Source organism: Rugamonas sp. FW305-51 (genome assembly GCF_058786935.1).
In genome coordinates, this window is record NZ_JBYSZG010000071.1 from 1 (window position 1) to 19,176 (window position 19,176).

Below are 19,176 nucleotides of genomic sequence, written 5' to 3' on the forward strand. Positions count from 1 at the left end.
GCGCGTGGGTGGGGGTGGTCATGGTGCAGGTCTCCGCTTGTGGTTGTCGTGTGTTTTGTTTTTTTGTCGGCCGGGCGTTAGGGCATTAGAGCGCCAGGGCGCTAGGGGGCGAAAGCGATGCGCATGATGGCGTCCACGCTGGCCTGGTGCAGTCCGTCCAGCTCCCCGTGGGGCGGGTGCTGGCTGGAGATGAAGGTCATCACGCCTACCATCTGGCCCACGATCAGGGCGCTGCGCAGTTCGCACTGGGCCGGCGCCATATCGGGCACGATGTCGCGGATCAGGTTGCGCACGGTGCGCCGCGCGCGCGTGAGCACGGCGTCGAACATCTGGGCCGCGTAGGGGTGGCGGTGGGACAGGGCCGCCACTTCAAAGAACAGGCCGCTCGAGATCTGGCTGCGCAGTTCTTCCAGGCACAGGTCGATGATGGAGGCGAACAGGGCCATGCGGGGGCTGTCGCCGGCCTGCGCCATGCGCTCCTCGATCACGCGCTGGTAGCGGTCCAGGAAATGGGTCAGCAGCGCTTCGACCAGGTCGTCGCGGCTGGGGTAGTAGTGCTGCACGGTGGACAGGCTGATGCCGGCCTGCTGGGCCACGCTGCGCATGGACAGGGCCGCGTAGCCGTCGCGCGCCAATGTGGCGCGGGCCACGTCCAGGATGGCGTCGGCCCGTTCCTGGCCCTTGCTGGTGGTGTGCGATTCCTTGCTGCGCAGCGGCTGGATGTGCATGGCCTGATCCGTTGGAAGAAAAGCCCATGGTGCGCCATTTTTCAAAATAGGTCAAGTGACCGATTTTAATAAATGCGCAGGAAAAATTGACATTTGAATAAAACGCCAGCAGTATGGCCTGACCATTTATCCACGTACCGCACCATGACACCGACCCGTATCGCCGCTTTGCTGGCACTCTGTTTTACCGTCCCCAGTCCGGCCTGGGCCGACACGGACGCGCCCATCACCAGCGTCACCCTGTATCCCGGCAGCGCCACGGTCGAGCGCAGCAGCCAGGTGCAGCCGGGCATGACCCGGCTCGACATCGGCGGCCTGCCGGCCGGCTTCGATCTGCAAACCCTGCGGGTGCAAGCCTCGGCCGGCATCCAGGTGGGGCAGGTCGTCACGCGCGATGTGGGCAAGGAGGAGGCGGCCAACGCCCGCCAGGCCGAGCTGGAAGCGCGTATCCAGGCGCTGCAGGACAGCAAGGACGTACTCAACGTGGACGCCAAGTCGGCCGCGCTGGTGCAGAACTACCTTGAGCACCTGAACGGGGCCGGGCCGGCCGACCGGGCGCCGGCGGCCGTCGACGGCAAGGCCATGGGCGCCATGCTCGACACCATCCGCCGCGGCGCGCACGACGCGTTCAGCCAGATCCAGCGCACCCAGGTGCTGGTGCGCGATATCGACCGCAAGATCGCCGTGCTGCAGGGCGAGCTGGACAAGGTACGCAGCGGCGGGCGGGAACAGCGCAGCATCAGCGTGCAGCTGGCCGTGCGCCAGGCGGGCACGGTGCGGCTGTCGTACCAGGTCAACGGCGCCGGCTGGAAGCCCATCTACCGCGCCAGCCTGGACGCGGCCGCGTCGCGCGTGGAACTGGAGCGCATGGCCAGCGTGTCGCAAAAGACGGGCGAGGACTGGAACGGGGTGGCGCTGAAACTGTCCACGGGCCAGCCGCGCCGCTCGCCGGACGCGCCGGACCCGCAGCCGCGCCTGCTGACCTGGTACAAGCCGGCGCCCGAGCCCAAGCCCGTGCTGGCGTATGGTTACGCGCCGATGGCGGCGCCGGCACCGGTGGCTGCCCTGTCCAGAAGCGCGGCGGCGGCCGACAACTACATTGCGCCCGTGATCGAGGAGCAGGGCGCGTTCGACACGGAATTTGCCGTGCCCAATCGCGTCACCTTGCCGGCCGACGGGCGCGCCATCACGGTCGCGCTGGCCAGCCAGCCGGTGCCTGTCACGCAGCAGATCCGGGTGGTGCCGCGGCAGGACAAGTCGGCCGTGGTGACGGCCGAGGCGGCGCGGCCGGCCGGCGTCTGGCTGGCGGGGAATGTGCAGCTGTTCCGCGACGGCAGCTACGTCGGCGCCACGCACTGGAACCCGCAGGCGTCGGACCGGCTGGTGCTGCCGTTCGGGCGCGACGAACTGATACGGGTGGCGGTGGACCGGGCCAGCCAGCAATCCGGCACGGCGGGCCTGCTGTCGCAGCATGGCGAGCGCGAGGTGACCGATGTCTACACCATCACCAGCTTCCACACGGCGCCGGTGCAGCTGCTGGTGCTGGAAGCGTCGCCGGTGAGCACATCGGACGAAATCAAGGTGCGCGCCACCTTTGCGCCGCAACCGACCATCGCCCGATGGGAGCAGCGCCAGGGCGTGGTCGGCTGGCAGCAGCAACTGGCGCCGCACGAGACGCTGAAGATCAGCGCCGGCTACGCCATCAGCTATCCGAAGGAAGGTACGGTCACCGGCTTGCCATGATGAAAAGCAGGGTCAGTGCCGGCACGATCGGGGTCAGTGCCAACATTCATACATGAGCTTGACAGGCACACAGCTCAGTTCGTGCACGATTGTTGGCACTGACCCCGCCCTGATCCCGTCCTTTTTTTGGTTCTTCACGGGATTTGCGTGAATTCCAAGCACTTCCGCGCCTCTTCCGATAGCCGCAACGCCGCAGGACACAAGGTGGCCGTCTTCTTTTTTTTCGGTTTTACTAAAACGCGCGATCGCGTAATAGACCACTATTGCCGCCACGATTTCACTCTGATTAGTGGAAAATCGTGGAACTAAAACGCACGGGACGCCTCTAAAACCTATATAGCCGTTTAGCAGAATTTAGTGTTGCCGCAACGGCTATTTTAGTGCGCGATAGCGCGTTGCAGTGGTCCCTCGTGGGGATTCGCTGCGTTTATAAAATCGCCTCTCCGGGAGCACACCATGGCTGTCTACGAAAAGCAGGTCCGTTTGCCCGCCGATGTGCTGGAAGAATTGGGTGACCACTCTGGTCGTTGGTGGTCGGACCCCGCGCTGGAACCTATCATCGTCGAGGCCATACGCGCCTACATCAAACCGGCGCCGGCGAAGCGCCAGCCGCCGACGGACTCCGATACGGCCGGCTATCAATGGAAGCAGCTGTTTCTTCCGGCCGGAACCAGGCTGCGCGCCAGTTTCGGCGGCAAGCCCAGCTTCGCCGTCGTTGTAGGCGACGACGTCTTGTGTGACGGGCAGGCCGTCTCGCCGTCCGTCTTCGCCAACCGGCATGGAAGCGGCAACCGCAACGCGTGGAAGGCCGTCTGGTTGCGCTTCCCCGGCAGTGAACAATGGTTGCTGGCCGATGTATGCCGGGCGCAGCAGAACGCAGCCATCGCACGCCTGTTCGGTGGCGATGGGCAGGCAGTCCATCGCGCCACATCACCACATCCGGCGCCGGCGAGCCGTGCCAAGCGCGCTGGGAAACCCCAGTCCAAGCCGAACAAAAGGAGCGCCGCCTCGTCCAGCGTCGAGAACACTGTCCATAGTGATGGCAACCAGCGTAAGCATGGTGCGGCGAGAGCGGCTCGACGCAAACGCCGGGCACAAAAGCACGCTCCCGAAAAGCCGTGAAGAACCTTTTATTTTGCGGCGGCGGCCGGTGGCGCCGTGCTCCGTTCTGCGCCATAGGTCTTGACCAGGTAATCGACCATGGCTGGAATGTCGGCCTCCGGGAACGGGGCGCCGAACGGCTTTTTCATCTTCTTGACCGTCGCTTCCCAATAGCTGCGGGTCAATTGCGGCGGCTGGCTCTGGATGTAGTGCACCGAGTGGCACAGCATGCAGTTGCGCTGCACCAGCTCGTAGCCGGGCAGGGGGCTGGGCTTGAACAGGGCCGTTTCCGGCGGCAGGCTGATTTCCGCGCTGCGTGCGGCAGGTGCGGCCAGGGTGGCCGCCAGCAGGGCGGCGATGAGCAGTTGGGGACGCATGACGTTCTCCTCAGACGGCGACGACGCGCACGGTTTCGACCACGTTGCGCATGTAGCCGGGCGCATTCCACAGCGCCGTCATGGGCTGGCTCTGGCCGATGCGGTTGACGGCGCGTACCTTCAATTCGTAGGCGCCCTTGCGCGGCGGGGTGAACCCGATGCTCCAGCGCCGGAACGAGTAGCGGCCCAGGTCCGGCCCCAGCCGCGCCGCCTGCCAGCTGCGGCCGCCGTCAGACGAGAAGGCCACTTCCGCAATACCATAGCCGCCGTCGAAGGCGATGCCGCGCACTTCCAGCGGCCGGCCGCGCTGCACGGGCGCGCCGTCGGCCACGTTGGTGATGAAGGAGCGCACGTTGAAGCGGCCGATGGGCACCGTCTTGGCCGGCGCCACGCCCGGCGCCGTGCAGGCGCAGGCGTTGTCCGGGATGCGGTAGGCGGGGTTCATCCAGAAGCCTTCGAACGGTTGCTCGAGCACTGTGATGTCGGACAGGTGCTTGACCCAGTAGGTGCCATAGTGGCCCGGCACCACCAGTCGCAGCGGGTAGCCGTTGAGGAAGGGCAGGTCGGCGCCGTTCATCTGCCAGGCCAGCATCACTTCGCCGTCCATCGCCTGGTCCACGCTGAGGGCCTTGACGAAATCGGGGCCGTCGCCCGTGGGCGGGGTGTCCAGTCCATTGAAGCTCACCTGCACCGAGCCGGCCTTGATGCCGGCCTTTTCCAGCACCTTCTTGAGGGGGATGCCGGTCCAGCGCGCGTTGCCCATGGCGCCGTTGGCCAGCTGGCCGCCGTTCACGCGTGGCGTGAACAGGCCGCGGCTGTTGCCCGAGCACTGGTTGACGGCCACCACTTCCACCGCGTCACCGAGCTGGCGCAGTTCGGCCAGCGACAGCGCCAGCGGGCTGGCCACGTTGCCGCCCACGTTCAGGCGGTAGCCCTGCGGGTCGATCGAGGTGGGAATGGCGCTCCAGTGGTAGCGTACGAAGAAGGCGTCGTTGGGCGTGATGTCGCTTTCGTTGAACAGGGCGAACGGGGTTTCCAGCTGGGGCGGGCGGGCCGTGAGCAGGATCAGGGGCCGCTTTTGCGGAAAGGCCACCAGTTCGCGCGCGCCGTTTTCGAACGGCAGCGTCACCGTGGCGGCGTCGGCGGCCCATGCCGCCAACGGATTGCCGCCCAGGGCGCCGGCCGCGCCCAGGGTGCCGGCCTGCCTGAGAAAGGCGCGCCGCTGTCGCGCCGCCGCCGTGATGGACATCGGGTATTTCGGGGGCTGTGCCATGCTGGTCTCCGTTATCGTTATGGGATCGGACAACAGTGTTGCACTGATAAGTATCGCAGAATTCTGAGCAGGAAAGCGAGCTTGCTGCGCGAGCGCCGCGCCGGGCAGGTGGATTGCGGGGGAGAGTGTTGCGCGGGCGGGCACAACGCCCGTTTGCCTGCGACGCGCGGACGGCGTCGCCGGGCAGGGGAATCAGCGGCGCCGCGGCAGCCGGCGCCGTAGGATCACCAGTCGTCGCTGCCGCCACCGCCACCGCTGCCGGCGTCGTCCCACGAGCCGCTGTCGCTGACGCCGAAGTCGGTGCCGCCCATGTCGTCGCCGGCCAGGTTGTTGCGCTGGGTGGGGTCGTCGTAGACGATGTCGTCGCGGCTGCGCTCATGGTCGCGGCTGCCGCTGTTATTGCCTTCGGTAAAGTGACGCATCAGCGCTTCGCCGGCCACCACGCCGGCGCCCACGGCCGCGCCCGTGGCCAGGCCGCCCATGATGCGCGAACCCATGCCGCTGCCTTGCGGCTGGCCCATGGGGGCGCCCTGCTGGCCCCAGCCCTGCGGCTGGCCATAGCCGGGGGCGTAGCCTTGCGGCGCGCCCGGCGCATACGGTGCCATGCCGGCCGGACCTTGCGCCTGGGCCTGGGCCTGGCGGTTCGCCATGAAGCGGCTGGCCAGTACGATGAAGCCGACCAGGCCGGCGCCCAGGATCAGCAGCATGCCCCATGGCAAGCCGCTACTGGCGGGCCGGGCCGGTTGTGCTGGCTGGCCGTAGTTCGGTGACGTCACCGGCGCGGCGGCCGCGCGGTGGGCCGGGGCGGGCGTGGCCAGGATCAGGCGCAGTTTTTCCACCGTGCCCGGTTTGGCGAACGGCAGGCCGGGGGCCAGCTGTTCAGCCTTGCTCAGCTCTGCCTTGGCCTCGCTCATCTTGCCTTGCTTGGCCAGCAGTTCCGCTTCCACGAAGTGGGCCTTGCCGCTGTTGGGGTGGGCGCGCAGCACCTGGTCCATCATGGCTTGCGCTTCCGTGTATTTGCCCGCTTCGGCGGCCAGGTACACCTCGTGCATGGTGGGGTCGGCCGCGAAGACGGGCGCGCTCAGCGCCAGCGCCGACGCGATCAGGGTGGTGCGGACGATGTTCATTGCAGTCATGGTTAATGCCTCCGTGAGAGATGGGCACCAGATAGGGGCGGGGTGCGGATTTTACAAGGGATGGGGTCCGCATTGCAGCTGAAATCGGCACATAACATAAAATTTTCGCTACGTTGACACTTGTGCATCGCAATATTTAAGGTGTTTTGATGTGGATCAAGTATTTTCTTGATTAGAGTCCATACACTGGTCGCCATCCTCAGTTTAATCCCATAGATGGACATATGACCACACCTCCGCTGCAATCGGACCTGGCCGCGATGGCGGACGCTTCGCCCGGCCATGGCGCCCTGCAGCGCCGCACCGCGCTGGCCGACTACCCGTGCGATCCCGATTTCGGGCCCCGCTCCCACAATTGCGACTGGTTGCCGTCGGGCGGCGTGCTGCCCGGCGGCGGCCCGCAGGAGCTGCTGGCCGGCCGGCCCGACTTCAGCTGGGCCGTGCTGGACGCCATCGCCGACCGCATCGCCGTGCTCGACGGCAAAGGCATCGTGGTGGCCGTCAACGCGGCCTGGATACGCTTTGCCGCGTCGGCCGCCGCCGGCCAGTGCGCCGGTGCCGGCGCCGCCGTGGGCAGCGATTATCTGGGCCTGTGCCGCAGCGGCCTGGGCGAATGCGACGACGAGCACGCCATGGCCGCCCACGACGGCATCTGCGACGTGCTGGCCGGGCGCCGCGCCAGCTACAGCCTGGAATACCGCTGCGCGCAGCCGGGACACGATGGCTGGTTCCACCTGCGCGCCGCCCCTGTGGGCCAGGGCTGGCCCGGCGCCATCGTCACCCATGCCGACATCACGGCCATGCGCCGCAACGAGGAAGCGCTGCGCATCGCCGCCATCGCCTTCGAGACGACGGAAGGCATGCTGGTGACGGCCGCCGACGGCACCATCATCCAGGTCAACAAGGCGTTCACGGCCATCACCGGCTACACCCCGGACGAGGTGGTGGGCAAGACGCCGGCCGTGCTCAGCTCGGGCCGCCATGGCCCCGATTTCTACAAAACCATGTGGCACAGCCTGCGCGTGCGCGGCCACTGGGACGGCGAGATCTGGAACCGCCGCAAGAACGGCGAAGTGTACCCCGAGCGGCTGAGCGTGACGGCGGTGCGCAATGCCGACCAGCTGGCCACCCACTATGTGGCCTCGCTGAGCGACATCACGCTCAGCAAGGCGGCCACGGACGAGATCAAGAACCTGGCCTTCTACGATCCGCTCACCCGCCTGCCCAACCGCCGCCTGCTGCTCGAGCGCCTCAAGCAGGCGCTGGCCGTGCTGGCGCGCAGCCACAGCATCAACGCCCTGATGTTCATCGACCTGGACAACTTCAAGACCCTCAACGATACGCTGGGCCACAACGTGGGCGACATGCTGCTGCAGCAGGTGGCGCTGCGCCTGCAGGATTGCCTGCGCGAGTGCGACACGGTGGCGCGCCTGGGCGGCGACGAATTCGTGGTGCTGGTGGAGGGCCTGGACATCGACCCGCTGCGGGCGGCCGCCAATGCCGAGATGGTGGCCAACAAGATCCTGGCCAGCCTGAACCAGCCCTACCAGCTGGCCCACCACAATTGCCGCAGCACGCCCAGCATCGGCATCACCCTGTTCGCCGACCAGCGCCAGTTGCCCGACGAATTGCTGGTGCAGGCCGACATCGCCATGTACCAGGCCAAGAAGGCGGGCCGCAACGCGATGCGCTTTTTCGACCAGCAGATGCAGGACAACATCACGGCGCGCGCCCAGCTGGAAGAGCAGATGTGCCTGGCGCTCGAGCACGACCAGTTCCACCTGTACTACCAGGTGCAGGTGGACCAGCAAGGCCGCGCGCTGGGGGCCGAGGCCCTGATCCGCTGGGAGCGTCCGGACGGCAGCTTCGTCTCGCCGGCCCAGTTCATCCCGCTGGCCGAGGAGACGGGCCTGATCCTGCCGATCGGCGACTGGGTGCTGGAGCGGGCTTGCGCCACGCTGCACGCGTGGCAGCAAAATCCCCGCACCAGCGAGCTGGTGCTGGCCATCAACGTCAGCGCCAAGCAGTTCCGCCAGCATAACTTCGCCCTGCATCTGCAGCATGCGCTGGAGCGCTATCACCTGCCGCCGGGCGTGCTCAAGCTGGAACTGACGGAGAGCATCCTGGTCGACAACATCGAGGAAACCATCGCCACCATGCGCCACCTGAAGGGGCTGGGCATCAAGTTCTCGCTCGACGACTTCGGCACCGGCTACTCGTCGCTGCAATACCTGAAGCGCTTGCCGCTGGACCAGCTCAAGATCGACCAGTCCTTCGTGCGCGACCTGGCCACGGACGGCAGCGACCAGGCCATCGTCAGCACCATCACGGGCATGGCGTGCAGCCTGAACCTGGACGTGATCGCGGAAGGGGTGGAGACGGAGATCCAGCGTCAACGGCTGGCCGCGGCCGGTTGCCTCCATTACCAGGGTTACCTGTACGGGCGGCCGCTGCCGCTGGCCCAATTCGAACAGCTGGTGCTGCGCTGCGGCGTGGCGCCCGTGCGCCAGCCGGATTGAGGGGGCTGGGACGGCGCGCCAACCTGGTTCCCAGGCGGGCAACGATTACCTGAGCTCACCCTCGGCGCCGAATTGATGCATCTTCTCCATCCAGGTCTTGTCCGCCCTTAACTGCGCCAGCGCCTGGTTGAGGTAGCGCAGCCATTCCGGATGGCCCTTGGGCACCAGTATGTGACGGGTAAATAATTCCGTGCGCAATTGCCGGGACAGGTGCAGCTGGGACGGCTGGACGAACGGTTCATCCTGCAAGGCGATCAGGGTGGAACGGTCGATCACGGCAAAGTCCAGCTTGCGGCTGGCGACGACCAGCTTCATCAACGACTCACGCAGGGTGGGGGCATCCTCGCGGGCTATCTTGCCGGCCTCGATCAAGGCTGTCAGGTCGCCGTAGACGTGGCCGGACGAGCCGGAAAAACGCTTGCCATAGAGCGACGCCGGCCCCGTGTATTCCAGCGGCGCGCTGGCCGGCGAGACAAAATACGAAACGTCGCTCAGTTGCGCGTCGCTCCACAAGTACTTGGTCCTGGCGTCGTCGCCGAAAAAGCGGGGGCTGACCCAGGGCACCACCATCGCTTCGCCGGCGGCCAGCATGGCGTTCAGCCGCCGGCGCGGGATCACCCTGGCCACGAATTGATATTTGCCATTTGACATGTCGGTCAGGCGGGCCGCCAGTTCCGCGTTCAAGCCACTGCCGTCGGCGTTGTACCACGGCGAGAAATCGTTGTACAAGGCGAGCGTGATGGTCTCGGCGGCCCACGCCGGCATGCTTATGCCCAGCAACAATGCAAAAAAGAACAGCTGTTTTCTCATGAGTCTATGGTACGTTCGGTTGGGCAGGCGGACACGCTGGTGTGCCCAAGGCTGCAGCGCGCATGGCTGGCGTGCTGGTGACAAAAGTCGATGGTAGCACCGCTCGGTGCCCACCGATATCCCGGCAGGCAAGCGGCCAGGCGCCGGGAGGACTGCCCGGGCGCCGTTCAGGCGGCGCGCGGACCGCGCCGGACGGCCGCCGCCGGGCTGCCCAGGGCGCCCAGCACCACCTCGGCCACCATGTCGGCGGTGGCGGCCGACAGGGTCCAGCCCAGGTGGCCGTGGCCCGTGTTGTAGAACACGCAGGGCGACTTGCCGCGGCCCACGCGCGGCATCAGGTCCGGCATCATGGGGCGCAGGCCGGCCCATGGCGTCACGTTGCGCGTGCTCACGCCGGGGAAGCATTGCTGCACCCAGTCCACCAGCGGCCGGATGCGGTCGGCCCGGATGTCGCGGTTAAAGCCGTTGAATTCGGCCGTGCCGGCCACCCGCAGCCGGCCCTGGCCCAGGCGGCTGCTGACCAGCTTGGTGGCATCGTCCACCAGGCTGACGGTGGGCGCGGCGGCCTGGCTGGCCGCGTCGTCCAGCTGCACGGTGATGGAATAGCCTTTGACGGGATAGACGTTGACCCGGTCGCCCAGCATGGCCGCCAGCGCCCGGCTGGCCGTGCCGGCGCACACCACCACGCCGTCGTAGCTGGCGGTGTGGCCCTGGCCGTCCTGGCGCACGGTGACGATGGCGTTGGCGCCGTCGGCGGCCAGCGCCGTCACATCCTGCTGGTAGCGGAACTGCACGCCCAGCCGGGCCGCCGCCTGCGCCAGCCCGGTGGTAAACAAGTGGATGTCGCCGCTGCTGTCGCTCTCGGTGTAGTAGCCGCCGTAGTAGCTGCCGCGCAGCGCCGGCTCCAGCGCCTGCATTTCCTCTGGCGTGACGGCGCGCCGTTCCAGGCCGCCCCCGGCCAGCAGCCGGGTGACCTTGCGTGCATGTTCGAAGCTGGCGCGGTCGCGGCACAGGTGCAGGATGCCGTCGCGTTTGAGGTCGAAGGCGATGCCTTCCTCGGCCGCCCAGGCGAACAGGTGCTGGCGGGCTGCGATGGCCAGGCGGGTGAGGGCGACCGTGTTGGCCTGATAGCGGGGCATGGCGGCGACGAACTGGGCGAACCAGCTCAGCTTGTGCCAGCTGGGGCGCGGATGCACCAGCAGCGGCGCGTCCTGGCGCAGCATCCACTGCAGGCCCTTGAGGATGGTGCCCCCGTGGTTCCACACTTCGGCATTGGAGGCCGACAGCTGGCCGCCGTTGGCGTACGACGTTTCCATCGCCGCGTAGCGGTGGCGCTCGAAGACGGTAACCTGGAAACCGCGCCGTGCCAGCGCGTAGGCGGTGGTGACGCCGGTGATGCCGCCACCGATCACTGCTATGGTTGTCATGGTGATGCAAGCTCCTGCAGCACCAGCGGGACGGATCGGCGCTGGCCACGCACGGCGGCGCCTGCTGTGTTTCCGGCTTGCGGACTGCGCGCACACTTTACCTCAAACGGGCCGCGCGCTTCAAATTTTTCTGCCCGGCGCCGGCCGGTCCGTGGCGCGGGCGCCGCGCTGTGGGCCGGCAGGGGCGCCGTTGCGGCGCACGGTGGCCCGGCTTTGGCGTCGCGGTGGCTCTGCCGTCGCCCGGTCGTGGTCCCGTTGTGGACCTAGTCGTGGACCTGGTCGTGGACCTGGTCGGGCGGGTGCAGGAACTGGTCCAGCACGCTGCGTATTTCGCCGTCCTGTTTCATTTCGCGCAGCACGGCGTTGAATTTGTGGATGAAGTCCTGCTTGTAGGGGAAGCGCCCGCCGTCGCGGTTGGTCACGCCCAGGTAGCCATGTTCGGCGCTGATGGCGGCCGTTTCCGCCACCTCCAGCGCGTCGGCCTCGACCAGTTTTTCGTGCCGCAGCTTGCCCAGCTCCCACACGATGGACAGGCGGTCGTTCATGTAGCAGTCGATGCGGCCCTTGAGCAGCTTGAGCAGGTTGAGCCGGTTGCTGCGGGCCGGCACGGCGCGCAACCGGCCCTCGCGCACGGCCTGGTCGAACAGCTTGCCGCCGCTGAGAAAACCGGCGTTCAGGCCGATGCGCAGGCCGGTGTAATCGGCCGGCCAGTTCTTCAGCCCCCGCTGCGCCGTCACGGCGCTGTTGCAATAGACCACCAGCTGCTCGGCCAGGATGGGATCGGAATAATCCATCCAGGGCCGCTCGGCCGGACGCAGATAGGGCGGGTAGAGGGCGAAGTTCTCGCCCGTTTCCAGCCGCACCAGGCCTCGCTTCCACGGCACCGGCTGCAGCTCGACCTGGTATTCCGGCATTTTCTTCAGCGCCAGGCGGATGATGGTGGTGTAGATGCCTTTCAGCTCGCCGTTCTCCAGGTAGGAGTAGGGCGGGTAGCCGTCGTCGCCGTAGATGACGATGGGGCCGGCGGCGGCCGGGGCCGGGCCTTCGGCTGCCATGTCCACGTTCGGGGCCACGTTCGCGCCCAGGCAGGCGCCGGCCAGCAGGACGGCGCGCGACAGGGCACGCCCGGGCGCACGCAGGGCAGGCCGCCCGGCAAGGAGTAAGGTGCGCAGCGTAGCCAGGCGCATGGTTCAGCCGCGTCGGCGCGGGCGCCGTGCCGTCTGGGCCAAGGCGGGAGCCGGCGCCGTCACGACGGGCGGGCGGCGGCGGGCTGGAACAGGTGTCGGCTGGCCGCCTGGCGTGCGCAATGGCTGGTGCATCGTAGGCCTCCTGGTCCGGGTCGGGGGAAATCTGGCGCCGCCGCCAGTCTGGGTATTATCCACCCCGACTCCCGTGCGGCAAGGCTATCCGCCCCGTCTGTTGCATTTTTGTGGCATGGATGGCCGCGGCGGGACCGGCTCAGGCCAGGGCCAGTGTGCCGGCACCGCTTTCTGGCAGAGGCAGCGCCAGCGTGCCGACATAGCCTTCTGGCAGTGTCAGCGCATGCAGCCGGCAGTGGCTGTCCGGCGCTGCGCCCGTCCATTCGGACAAGCCCAGGCCGCGGCATTTCAGGTCCGCTTCGCGCGCCGTCCACGCCAGCGCCAGCGCCTGTGCGCGCTGCGCCGGCGGGCAGGCGGCCAGCTGGCTTGCCAGCAACGGGCCCAGATAGTCGTGCGCCAGCTGCGCCCAGTCGGGCACGGGCTGCGGCCGCATCAGGTCCACGCCGATCGCGCCGTGCAGGTGCAGGGCGGCCAGCGACAGTCCGTCTTCATGGCTGATGGCGCAGCCGGGCGTGGGGCCGGACTGGGGCCGGCCGTCCGCGCCACTGAGCACGATGCGCGGCCGCTGGCCCGGCGAGGCGGCGATGGCGATCCGGGCGGCCGGCACGGCCAGCACCCGGGCCGCCAGCTGCACCAGCGCCGCGCGCACGCGCACGCGCTGGGCGGGCCGGTCCAGGCCATCGGTGGGAACGGCGATTATAAAAACGCCCGTTACTCCCGGCGGCAAGGCCAGCGGCACGCCGGCGGCCGGCGCGGGGCCGGCGGGCGGCAGAACAGGGCCAAGGCACGGCGTGGAACCGGCCGGTGGCAGAGCGGGGCCAGCGGGCTGCACGGGGTCGGCCTGTGGCAGCGCGCGGCTGGCCGGCGCGGGCACGGCGCTTACACCGGAGGGGCCGGGCATGGCGCGCATGCTGACGCCGTTCAGGCGCGCGCGGGGGCGGCCGGGCAGCCCACCCAGCGGCTGCCGGCCGGGATGTGCTCACCCTTCATCACCAGCGTGAGCGGACCGAGGTGGGCGTCGTCGGCCACCACGGCGCTGTACAGCACGGCGCTGCGGGGGCCCAGGTAGACGCGGGCGCCGATGTTGACGTGGTCGATCTTCATCACGCGGTCTTCGAACAAATGGGTCTGTGGGCAGGTCAGGGCATTGAGCTCGCTGTAGGCGCCGATGTGGACGCAGTCGAATTCCGTGATGTCGGTGGTGTCCAGGTAGACGCCGCGCCCGATGCGGCTGCCCAGCAGGTTGAACGCCAGCGGCAGCCACGGCGTGCCGCGCAGGTAGCGCATGAAGTTGGGCACGGCGATGCCCTCGTACATATTGGTCACCCCTTCGGACAGCCACACGAACGGGGTCCACATGGGTTCGGACTGCTTGCGGTAGCGGCCCAGCAGCAGCCACTTGAAACCCACCACGAAGAAGTAGTTGCCGATGCCGTAGGCCAGGCCGGCCAGGGTCAGGTCCCACGTCACTTCGCGCCAGCGGCCGGCGCCGGCCACCGGCATCACCGACAGCACCAGCGTGTAGCCGACGGCGATCACCAGCGCGTGCGGGGCGACGATGCGGAACGCTTCGATCAGGCCGCGCCCCAGGCGCCGCAGCGGCGACGGGTGGAAGGTGAGCCACTCGGGATAGCCGCTGGTGGTCTCGCGCGCGGGCAGGTTGATGGGCGGGGAGCCGAGCCAGGTGTCGCCGCTGGTCATCTGCTCATTGTCCGGCGCGCGCGAATGGACGCCGATCAGCACGTGCTCGGGCAGCACGGTGCCGTCCGGGATGTAGGCGCCGTTGCCGACAAAGCTGCGGTGCGAGATCACGGTCGGCTGCATGGTCATCCAGCCGCCGTCGATTTCCTCGTCGCCCAGCATGACGGCGTCGGCGATGAAGGTTTCGTCGCCCAGCGTCAGCATGTCCGGCACCACGCCCAGGGCGGTGGAGATTTCCGCGTCGCGTCCCACCTTGGCGCCCAGCAGCCGATACCAGAACGGCGCGTAGATGGTGGCGTAAATCCCGTGCAGCACGTTCAGGCTCGATTCCTGGATCTGGCTCACCAGCCACTTGGCGCAGTAGGTGTTGCCGTGGATGGCGAAGCGGCCCGGCTGCAGGCGCGGCAGCACGCTCCAGCGGATGCCGGCCGACAGCAGCGCCGTCAGCACGATCAGCACCGTGCTGGCCGGGAAGGCCAGCAGGAAGTAGCGCAGCAGCTGGACCCGCACGTCGTCGCCCTGCACCCACGGCAGCCAGCCCGCCTCGTCGAACCAGTCGATCAGCACGAAGCTGGGGAACACGGGCATGAAGAACAGGGTCACGATGAGCAGGATGCCGAACACGAAGAACACCCCTTCGCCCAGCCGGCGCGCGTTGCTCACGACCGGGCGCGGCGGCAGGCGGGTGGCGTCGTGCGGGCCCGTGTCGCGCGCGGGCGAGCCGCTCCACACGCGCCCGGCCGGCACCCGCATGCCGTCGGCCAGGGCCGACTGGCCTTCCAGGTGGCCGGCCGCGCCGACGTGGGTGTTACCTTCCAGGACGGCGAACGAGCCGACGCAGGCGTCGTCGTCGAGGCGGATCTGGCCCAGGCGCAGCCGGCCCCGTTCCACCCGCGCGTTTTCCAGGTTGACGGCGTTGCCGATGCTGACGCCGTCGCCGACGGACAGCAGATCGGCCGCGCGCAGCGTGAACGAGCCGATGATGACGTCACGTCCGATGCGCGCGCCCAGCGCCCGCAGCCACCAGGCGTTGAGCGAGGAGCCGCTCAGCAGATAGGCCGGCGCCGCCTCCACCAGCCGGTCGGCCAGCCACCAGCGGTAATAGGTCAGGCCCCACAGCGGATAGTCGCCCGCCTTCAGGCGCCCGGCGATCAGCCATTTGCCGGCGATGGCGATGGCGAACTCCATCACCGTGGCCAGCAGGAACACGCCGGCCGAGGCGGCGATGGCGCGCGCCACCGAGTCGCCCGGGTCGCCGGTGAAGAAGTGGTAGGTGAAGAACGGCGCCAGCCACTGCGCCATGCGCAGCGCCACCAGGCCCGGCATGGCGGCCGCCTGGGCCAGGCCGCAGCGCCAGCGCTTGAGCGCCGAGGGCGGCGTCCACGGCGCTTCGGCCGCCACGGCGGCCGGTGCCTCGGCCAGCACGGCGGCGATCTTGCCTATCTGGCGCTGCTGGTAGATGTCGCGCACGGTGACGTGGGCAAAGCGCGGGTCGGCGCGCAGGGCCGACGCCAGCCGCGCGGCGAAGAACGAGTGGCCGCCCAGGTCGGAGAAGAAGTCGGCCTGGCGCAAAATAGGCTGGCCGGGGAACAGGGTGGCCAGGGCCGCGAACAGGGCCGCTTCGGCCGGTGTGTCGGGCAGGTCGGAATCGGCGCTGTCGCCGGCGGCCGGGGCCGACAGCGGCATCGCCTTCAGGGCCTTGCGGTCGATCTTGCCCGAGGTCAGGCGCGGCATGGCGGCCAGCAGCTCGTAACGGCCCGGCACCATGTAGGGCGGCAGCTGGGCCGCCAGCGCCTGGCGCAAGGTGCGTGCTTCCAGCGCGGCGCCCGCCTCGGGCACCAGGTAGGCCACCAGCTGGTCGATGCCGTCATCCTTGCGCAGCAGGACGGCGGCCGTGCCCACGCCCGGCTGCTGGGCCAGCAGCGCTTCGATCTCGCCCAGTTCGACCCGGAAGCCGCGGATCTTGACCTGGTCGTCGGCCCGGCCCAGGCACAGTACTTCGCCGTCGTCGGCGATGCGGGCCAGGTCGCCCGTGCGGTACAGGCGCGCGTCGTGCGCGCCGGCGCTCCATGGATTGGCGAGGAATTTTTCGTCCGTCAGGTCGGGCCGGCCCAGGTAGCCGGCCGCCAGCCCGGGGCCGGTGATGCACAGCTCACCCGTCTCGCCCCGCGCCAGCAGGCGCAGGGGCGCGCCCGCCTGGGCCGCCTCGGCGTCGATCACCAGCAGGCCGTAGTTGGGCAGCGGGGTGCCGATGGTGACGGGCTTGCCCGGCACCAGCGCGGCCAGGCTGGCCGATACGGTCGCTTCCGTGGGGCCATAGGTGTTGAACATCTGGCGCCCGGGGCGCGACCAGCGCGCCACCAGCGATTCCGGGCACATCTCGCCGCCCAGGTTGATGATGCGCAGCGTGGGCACCTCCTGGTTGAACAGGGCCAGCAGGGTGGGCACGGCGTGCAGCACGGTGACGCCGTTGTCGGCCAGCAGCTGGGGCAGGGCGTCCGGGTCGGCGCTCACTTCGCGCGGGCCCAGGAACAGGGTGGCGCCCACCAGGTAACTGATCCAGATTTCCTCGAACGACATGTCGAACGCCACCGAGAAGCCCTGGTACACGGTGTCGCCGGCGCGCACGCCCAGCACCGCGTTTTCGCTGCGCAGGAAGTGGCAGATGCTGCGCTGGGTGATCAGGATGCCTTTCGGCTTGCCGGTGGAGCCGGACGTGTAGATCACGTAGGCCGGCGCGTCGGGAGAGACGGCGCCACGCCGGGCCAGCACTTCGCCGGCCGCCGGCGGGGCCAGCATGGCTTCGGCCGTCCACACGGGGCGGCCCAGCTGGGCCAGCCGGGGAGCGAAGGCCACGCAGCTGAGTACCCCGGCCGCGCTGGCGTCGTCCAGGCACACCTGCAGGCGCTCGACGGGGGTGTCCTCGTCCACCGGCAGCCAGGCCGCACCGGCCTTGGCGATGCCGGCCTGCATCACGAGCAGCTCGATGCCGCGCGGCAGCCACAGGCCCACGATCTGGCCCGGAGCCACGCCGGCGGCGATCAAACGGGCCGCCACCAGGTCGGCCTGGGCGTCCAGTTCGCCGTAGCTCAGGCGGCGCGTGCCGCACACCAGGGCCGGCTGGCCGGGGGCGCGGGCGGCGCTCGCTTCGAGCAGGTCGGCCAGGATTTCCTCGCGCAACAAGGCGTCCTGGCGGGGACCGTACAGGATGTCGGGATGCAGTTGCGGGAGGGACTGTGGTGCTAAATCGTTCATGCGGTGCTTTTCGGTATCAAATTGCCCTGCGTTTACAGACTGTACGAAGGGGCTGTCATTGTACGGCATGGCTTGTCCGCACCATAGGGAAAGCAGGCGTCCGGGCATGCTTTTCTTGCGTTCAAATATTGCAGTTTTTAATGATGGATTGTAAATCTTTGATAAGGATCATATTTTTTTGTCTACCCGCTCATTAGACTGGCGCCTTGCCGCCGCCCCCGCGCCCCCTCCCATCAACATCCTGGAACCCAACTAGATGCGTAAAAGCCCGACCGTGACCGACATCGAATACATCCTGCAGCCGCACGAGACCGTCGTCTCCAAGACCGATCTGCGGGGCAATATCACCTTTGTCAACCAGGACTTCATCAAGATCAGCGGTTATTCGGAGGCCGAATTGATGGGGGCGCCGCAAAACATCGTGCGCCACCCCGACATGCCGGCCGCCGCCTTCGAAGACTTCTGGCGCACCTTGCAAAGCGGCAAGGCGTGGAGCGGCCTGGTGAAGAATCGTTGCAAGAACGGCGACTACTACTGGGTGGACGTGAGCGCGGCGCCCCTGTACGAGCGGGGGCGCGTGGTGGGCTACACCTCGATCCGCATCCGGCCCGAGCGGGCCGCCGTGGCCGCCGCCGACGCCGCCTACCGGGCGCTGGCGGCCAGCGGCGGCAAGCTGGCCGTGCGCGAGGGCGCCGTCGTGGCGCGCACCCGCCACGGCTTGCGCGACCTTGTGGCCGCACTGTCGATCCGGCACGGCATGCTGGGCGCTGGGGCGCTGCTGATTGCCCTGTTCGTGCTGGCCGCCAACGGCGGGCCGGCCGTGGCCGGGAGCAGCGCGGCGGCCGGTGCGGCGCTGACGGTGGCGGGCGGCTGGCTCACCTACCGGCGCGCCGTGCAGCCGCTGGCGGGCATGCGGCGCGACCTGGAGCGCATGAGCACGGGCGACCTGAGCGGCCGGCTGGACGCGCACGGCGCGGCCGAAGTGAGCCAGGTGCGCCAGTCGCTGCGGGTGCTGCAGGTCAACCTCAAGCTGCTGGTGGGGCAGATCAAGGAAGTGACGGGCATCGTCAACCGGGGCGCGCACGCGATGGCGGCCGGTAACGCCGACCTGTCGCAGCGCACGGAAGCGCAGGCCAGTTCGCTGCAGCAGACGGCCGCCTCCATCGCCCAGCTGACCGGCACCGTGCGGCAAAACGCGGCCGAGGCCCAGCACGCGGCCCGGCTGGCGGTGGCCAGTTCCGGCATCGCGGCCCGTGGCGGGCTGGCGGTGGGACAGGTGGTGCAGACCATGGGCTCGATCCGCGACAGTTCGCGCCGCATTGCCGACATCATCGGCGTGATCGACAGCATCGCCTTCCAGACCAATATTTTGGCCTTGAACGCGGCCGTGGAGGCGGCCCGCGCCGGCGAGCAGGGGCGCGGCTTTGCCGTGGTGGCATCGGAAGTGCGCAGCCTGGCCCAGCGCTCGGCCGGCGCCGCCCACGAAATCGCTACCCTGATCGGCGACGCCGTGGCCCAGGTGGAGGCCGGCGCCGCGCTGGTGGACCAGGCCGGGCGCACCATGGGCGAGATCGTGGCGGCGGTGGACCAGGCCACCGGCATCATGGGCGAGATCAACCGCGCCAGCGGCGAGCAGAGCGCCGGCATCGAGCAGGTGCGCGGCGCCATCGCCGAGATGGACAGCGTGACGCGCAAGGATGCGGCGCTGGTGGAGCAGGCGGCGGCATCGGCGGCCAGCATGCAACAGCAGGCGCGCAAGCTGGAGGAGCTGGTGGCCAGTTTTACGC

General features: G+C 68.6%; 13 protein-coding genes. 4 read left to right on the top strand and 9 right to left on the bottom strand.

The window, feature by feature from the left end:
• Positions 1 to 101: 101 nt before the first annotated feature.
• Positions 102 to 728 carry a TetR/AcrR family transcriptional regulator gene (locus AC3WOS_RS27165; protein ID WP_492720243.1) on the bottom strand — a complete coding sequence of 209 codons (627 nt, stop codon included), beginning with the start codon at positions 726 to 728 and terminating at the stop codon, positions 102 to 104.
• Positions 729 to 872: 144 nt separating this feature from the next.
• Here AC3WOS_RS27165 and AC3WOS_RS27170 point away from each other — a divergent pair, with 144 nt between their 5' ends.
• Together AC3WOS_RS27170 and AC3WOS_RS27175 are read left to right on the top strand one after the other, a co-directional pair.
• Positions 873 to 2,471, top strand: a complete 1,599-nt coding sequence (locus AC3WOS_RS27170) for a DUF4139 domain-containing protein (RefSeq protein WP_492720245.1) — start codon at positions 873 to 875, stop codon at positions 2,469 to 2,471.
• A 456-nt stretch (positions 2,472 to 2,927) separates the two neighbouring features.
• The gene (locus AC3WOS_RS27175; RefSeq protein WP_492720247.1) at positions 2,928 to 3,593 is read left to right on the top strand and encodes a hypothetical protein; all 666 of its coding nucleotides are present in this window, start codon (positions 2,928 to 2,930) and stop codon (positions 3,591 to 3,593) included.
• An 8-nt stretch (positions 3,594 to 3,601) separates the two neighbouring features.
• Here the strand turns inward: AC3WOS_RS27175 and sorB are convergent, their stop codons facing one another.
• The 3 genes from sorB to AC3WOS_RS27190 form a co-directional block, all read right to left on the bottom strand.
• Positions 3,602 to 3,949, bottom strand: a complete 348-nt coding sequence (gene sorB / locus AC3WOS_RS27180; RefSeq protein ID WP_492720249.1) for a SorB family sulfite dehydrogenase c-type cytochrome subunit — start codon at positions 3,947 to 3,949, stop codon at positions 3,602 to 3,604.
• Between the two features lie 10 nt (positions 3,950 to 3,959).
• A complete protein-coding gene (sorA, locus tag AC3WOS_RS27185) occupies positions 3,960 to 5,198 on the bottom strand; it encodes a SorA family sulfite dehydrogenase catalytic subunit (protein WP_492720266.1) in 1,239 nt (412 codons plus the stop codon).
• Between the two features lie 248 nt (positions 5,199 to 5,446).
• Positions 5,447 to 6,358, bottom strand: coding sequence for a tetratricopeptide repeat protein (locus tag AC3WOS_RS27190; RefSeq protein ID WP_492720250.1), 912 nt, complete (start codon positions 6,356 to 6,358; stop codon positions 5,447 to 5,449).
• Positions 6,359 to 6,582: 224 nt separating this feature from the next.
• On the opposite strand from AC3WOS_RS27190, the gene AC3WOS_RS27195 reads away from it, so the two are divergent.
• On the top strand, positions 6,583 to 8,877 hold the full coding sequence (locus AC3WOS_RS27195; RefSeq protein ID WP_492720252.1) for a putative bifunctional diguanylate cyclase/phosphodiesterase: 2,295 nt from the start codon (positions 6,583 to 6,585) through the stop codon (positions 8,875 to 8,877).
• A gap of 45 nt (positions 8,878 to 8,922) precedes the next feature.
• On the opposite strand, the gene AC3WOS_RS27200 is transcribed toward AC3WOS_RS27195, so the two are convergent.
• From AC3WOS_RS27200 to AC3WOS_RS27220, 5 genes are all read right to left on the bottom strand, one after another.
• Entirely contained in the window at positions 8,923 to 9,642 is a 720-nt protein-coding gene (locus AC3WOS_RS27200) for a substrate-binding periplasmic protein (RefSeq protein ID WP_492720254.1), read from the bottom strand.
• 212 nt (positions 9,643 to 9,854) lie between these two features.
• Positions 9,855 to 11,114 carry a D-amino acid dehydrogenase gene (locus tag AC3WOS_RS27205; RefSeq protein ID WP_492720256.1) on the bottom strand — a complete coding sequence of 420 codons (1,260 nt, stop codon included), beginning with the start codon at positions 11,112 to 11,114 and terminating at the stop codon, positions 9,855 to 9,857.
• A 263-nt stretch (positions 11,115 to 11,377) separates the two neighbouring features.
• Complete coding sequence (locus AC3WOS_RS27210; protein WP_492720258.1) at positions 11,378 to 12,301, bottom strand: substrate-binding periplasmic protein; 924 nt, start codon at positions 12,299 to 12,301, stop codon at positions 11,378 to 11,380.
• 271 nt (positions 12,302 to 12,572) lie between these two features.
• Positions 12,573 to 13,343, bottom strand: coding sequence for a 4'-phosphopantetheinyl transferase family protein (locus tag AC3WOS_RS27215; RefSeq protein ID WP_492720260.1), 771 nt, complete (start codon positions 13,341 to 13,343; stop codon positions 12,573 to 12,575).
• An 11-nt stretch (positions 13,344 to 13,354) separates the two neighbouring features.
• On the bottom strand, positions 13,355 to 17,389 hold the full coding sequence (locus tag AC3WOS_RS27220; RefSeq protein ID WP_492720262.1) for a Pls/PosA family non-ribosomal peptide synthetase: 4,035 nt from the start codon (positions 17,387 to 17,389) through the stop codon (positions 13,355 to 13,357).
• 256 nt (positions 17,390 to 17,645) lie between these two features.
• Here AC3WOS_RS27220 and AC3WOS_RS27225 point away from each other — a divergent pair.
• On the top strand, positions 17,646 to 19,176 hold a 1,531-nt coding region (locus tag AC3WOS_RS27225; protein ID WP_492720264.1), incomplete at its 3' end, for a methyl-accepting chemotaxis protein.

Excerpts from the sequence above, each read along its gene's own strand:
- AC3WOS_RS27165 (WP_492720243.1), bottom strand. The coding sequence starts at position 728 with ATGCACATCCAGCCGCTGCGCAGCAAGGAATCGCACACCACCAGCAAG.
- AC3WOS_RS27170 (WP_492720245.1), top strand. The coding sequence starts at position 873 with ATGACACCGACCCGTATCGCCGCTTTGCTGGCACTCTGTTTTACCGTC.
- AC3WOS_RS27175 (WP_492720247.1), top strand. The coding sequence starts at position 2,928 with ATGGCTGTCTACGAAAAGCAGGTCCGTTTGCCCGCCGATGTGCTGGAA.
- sorB (WP_492720249.1), bottom strand. The coding sequence starts at position 3,949 with ATGCGTCCCCAACTGCTCATCGCCGCCCTGCTGGCGGCCACCCTGGCC.
- sorA (WP_492720266.1), bottom strand. The coding sequence starts at position 5,198 with ATGTCCATCACGGCGGCGGCGCGACAGCGGCGCGCCTTTCTCAGGCAG.
- AC3WOS_RS27190 (WP_492720250.1), bottom strand. The coding sequence starts at position 6,358 with ATGACTGCAATGAACATCGTCCGCACCACCCTGATCGCGTCGGCGCTG.
- AC3WOS_RS27195 (WP_492720252.1), top strand. The coding sequence starts at position 6,583 with ATGACCACACCTCCGCTGCAATCGGACCTGGCCGCGATGGCGGACGCT.
- AC3WOS_RS27200 (WP_492720254.1), bottom strand. The coding sequence starts at position 9,642 with ATGCCGGCGTGGGCCGCCGAGACCATCACGCTCGCCTTGTACAACGAT.
- AC3WOS_RS27205 (WP_492720256.1), bottom strand. The coding sequence starts at position 11,114 with ATGACAACCATAGCAGTGATCGGTGGCGGCATCACCGGCGTCACCACC.
- AC3WOS_RS27210 (WP_492720258.1), bottom strand. The coding sequence starts at position 12,301 with ATGCGCCTGGCTACGCTGCGCACCTTACTCCTTGCCGGGCGGCCTGCC.
- AC3WOS_RS27215 (WP_492720260.1), bottom strand. The coding sequence starts at position 13,343 with ATGCGCGCCATGCCCGGCCCCTCCGGTGTAAGCGCCGTGCCCGCGCCG.
- AC3WOS_RS27220 (WP_492720262.1), bottom strand. The coding sequence starts at position 17,389 with ATGAACGATTTAGCACCACAGTCCCTCCCGCAACTGCATCCCGACATC.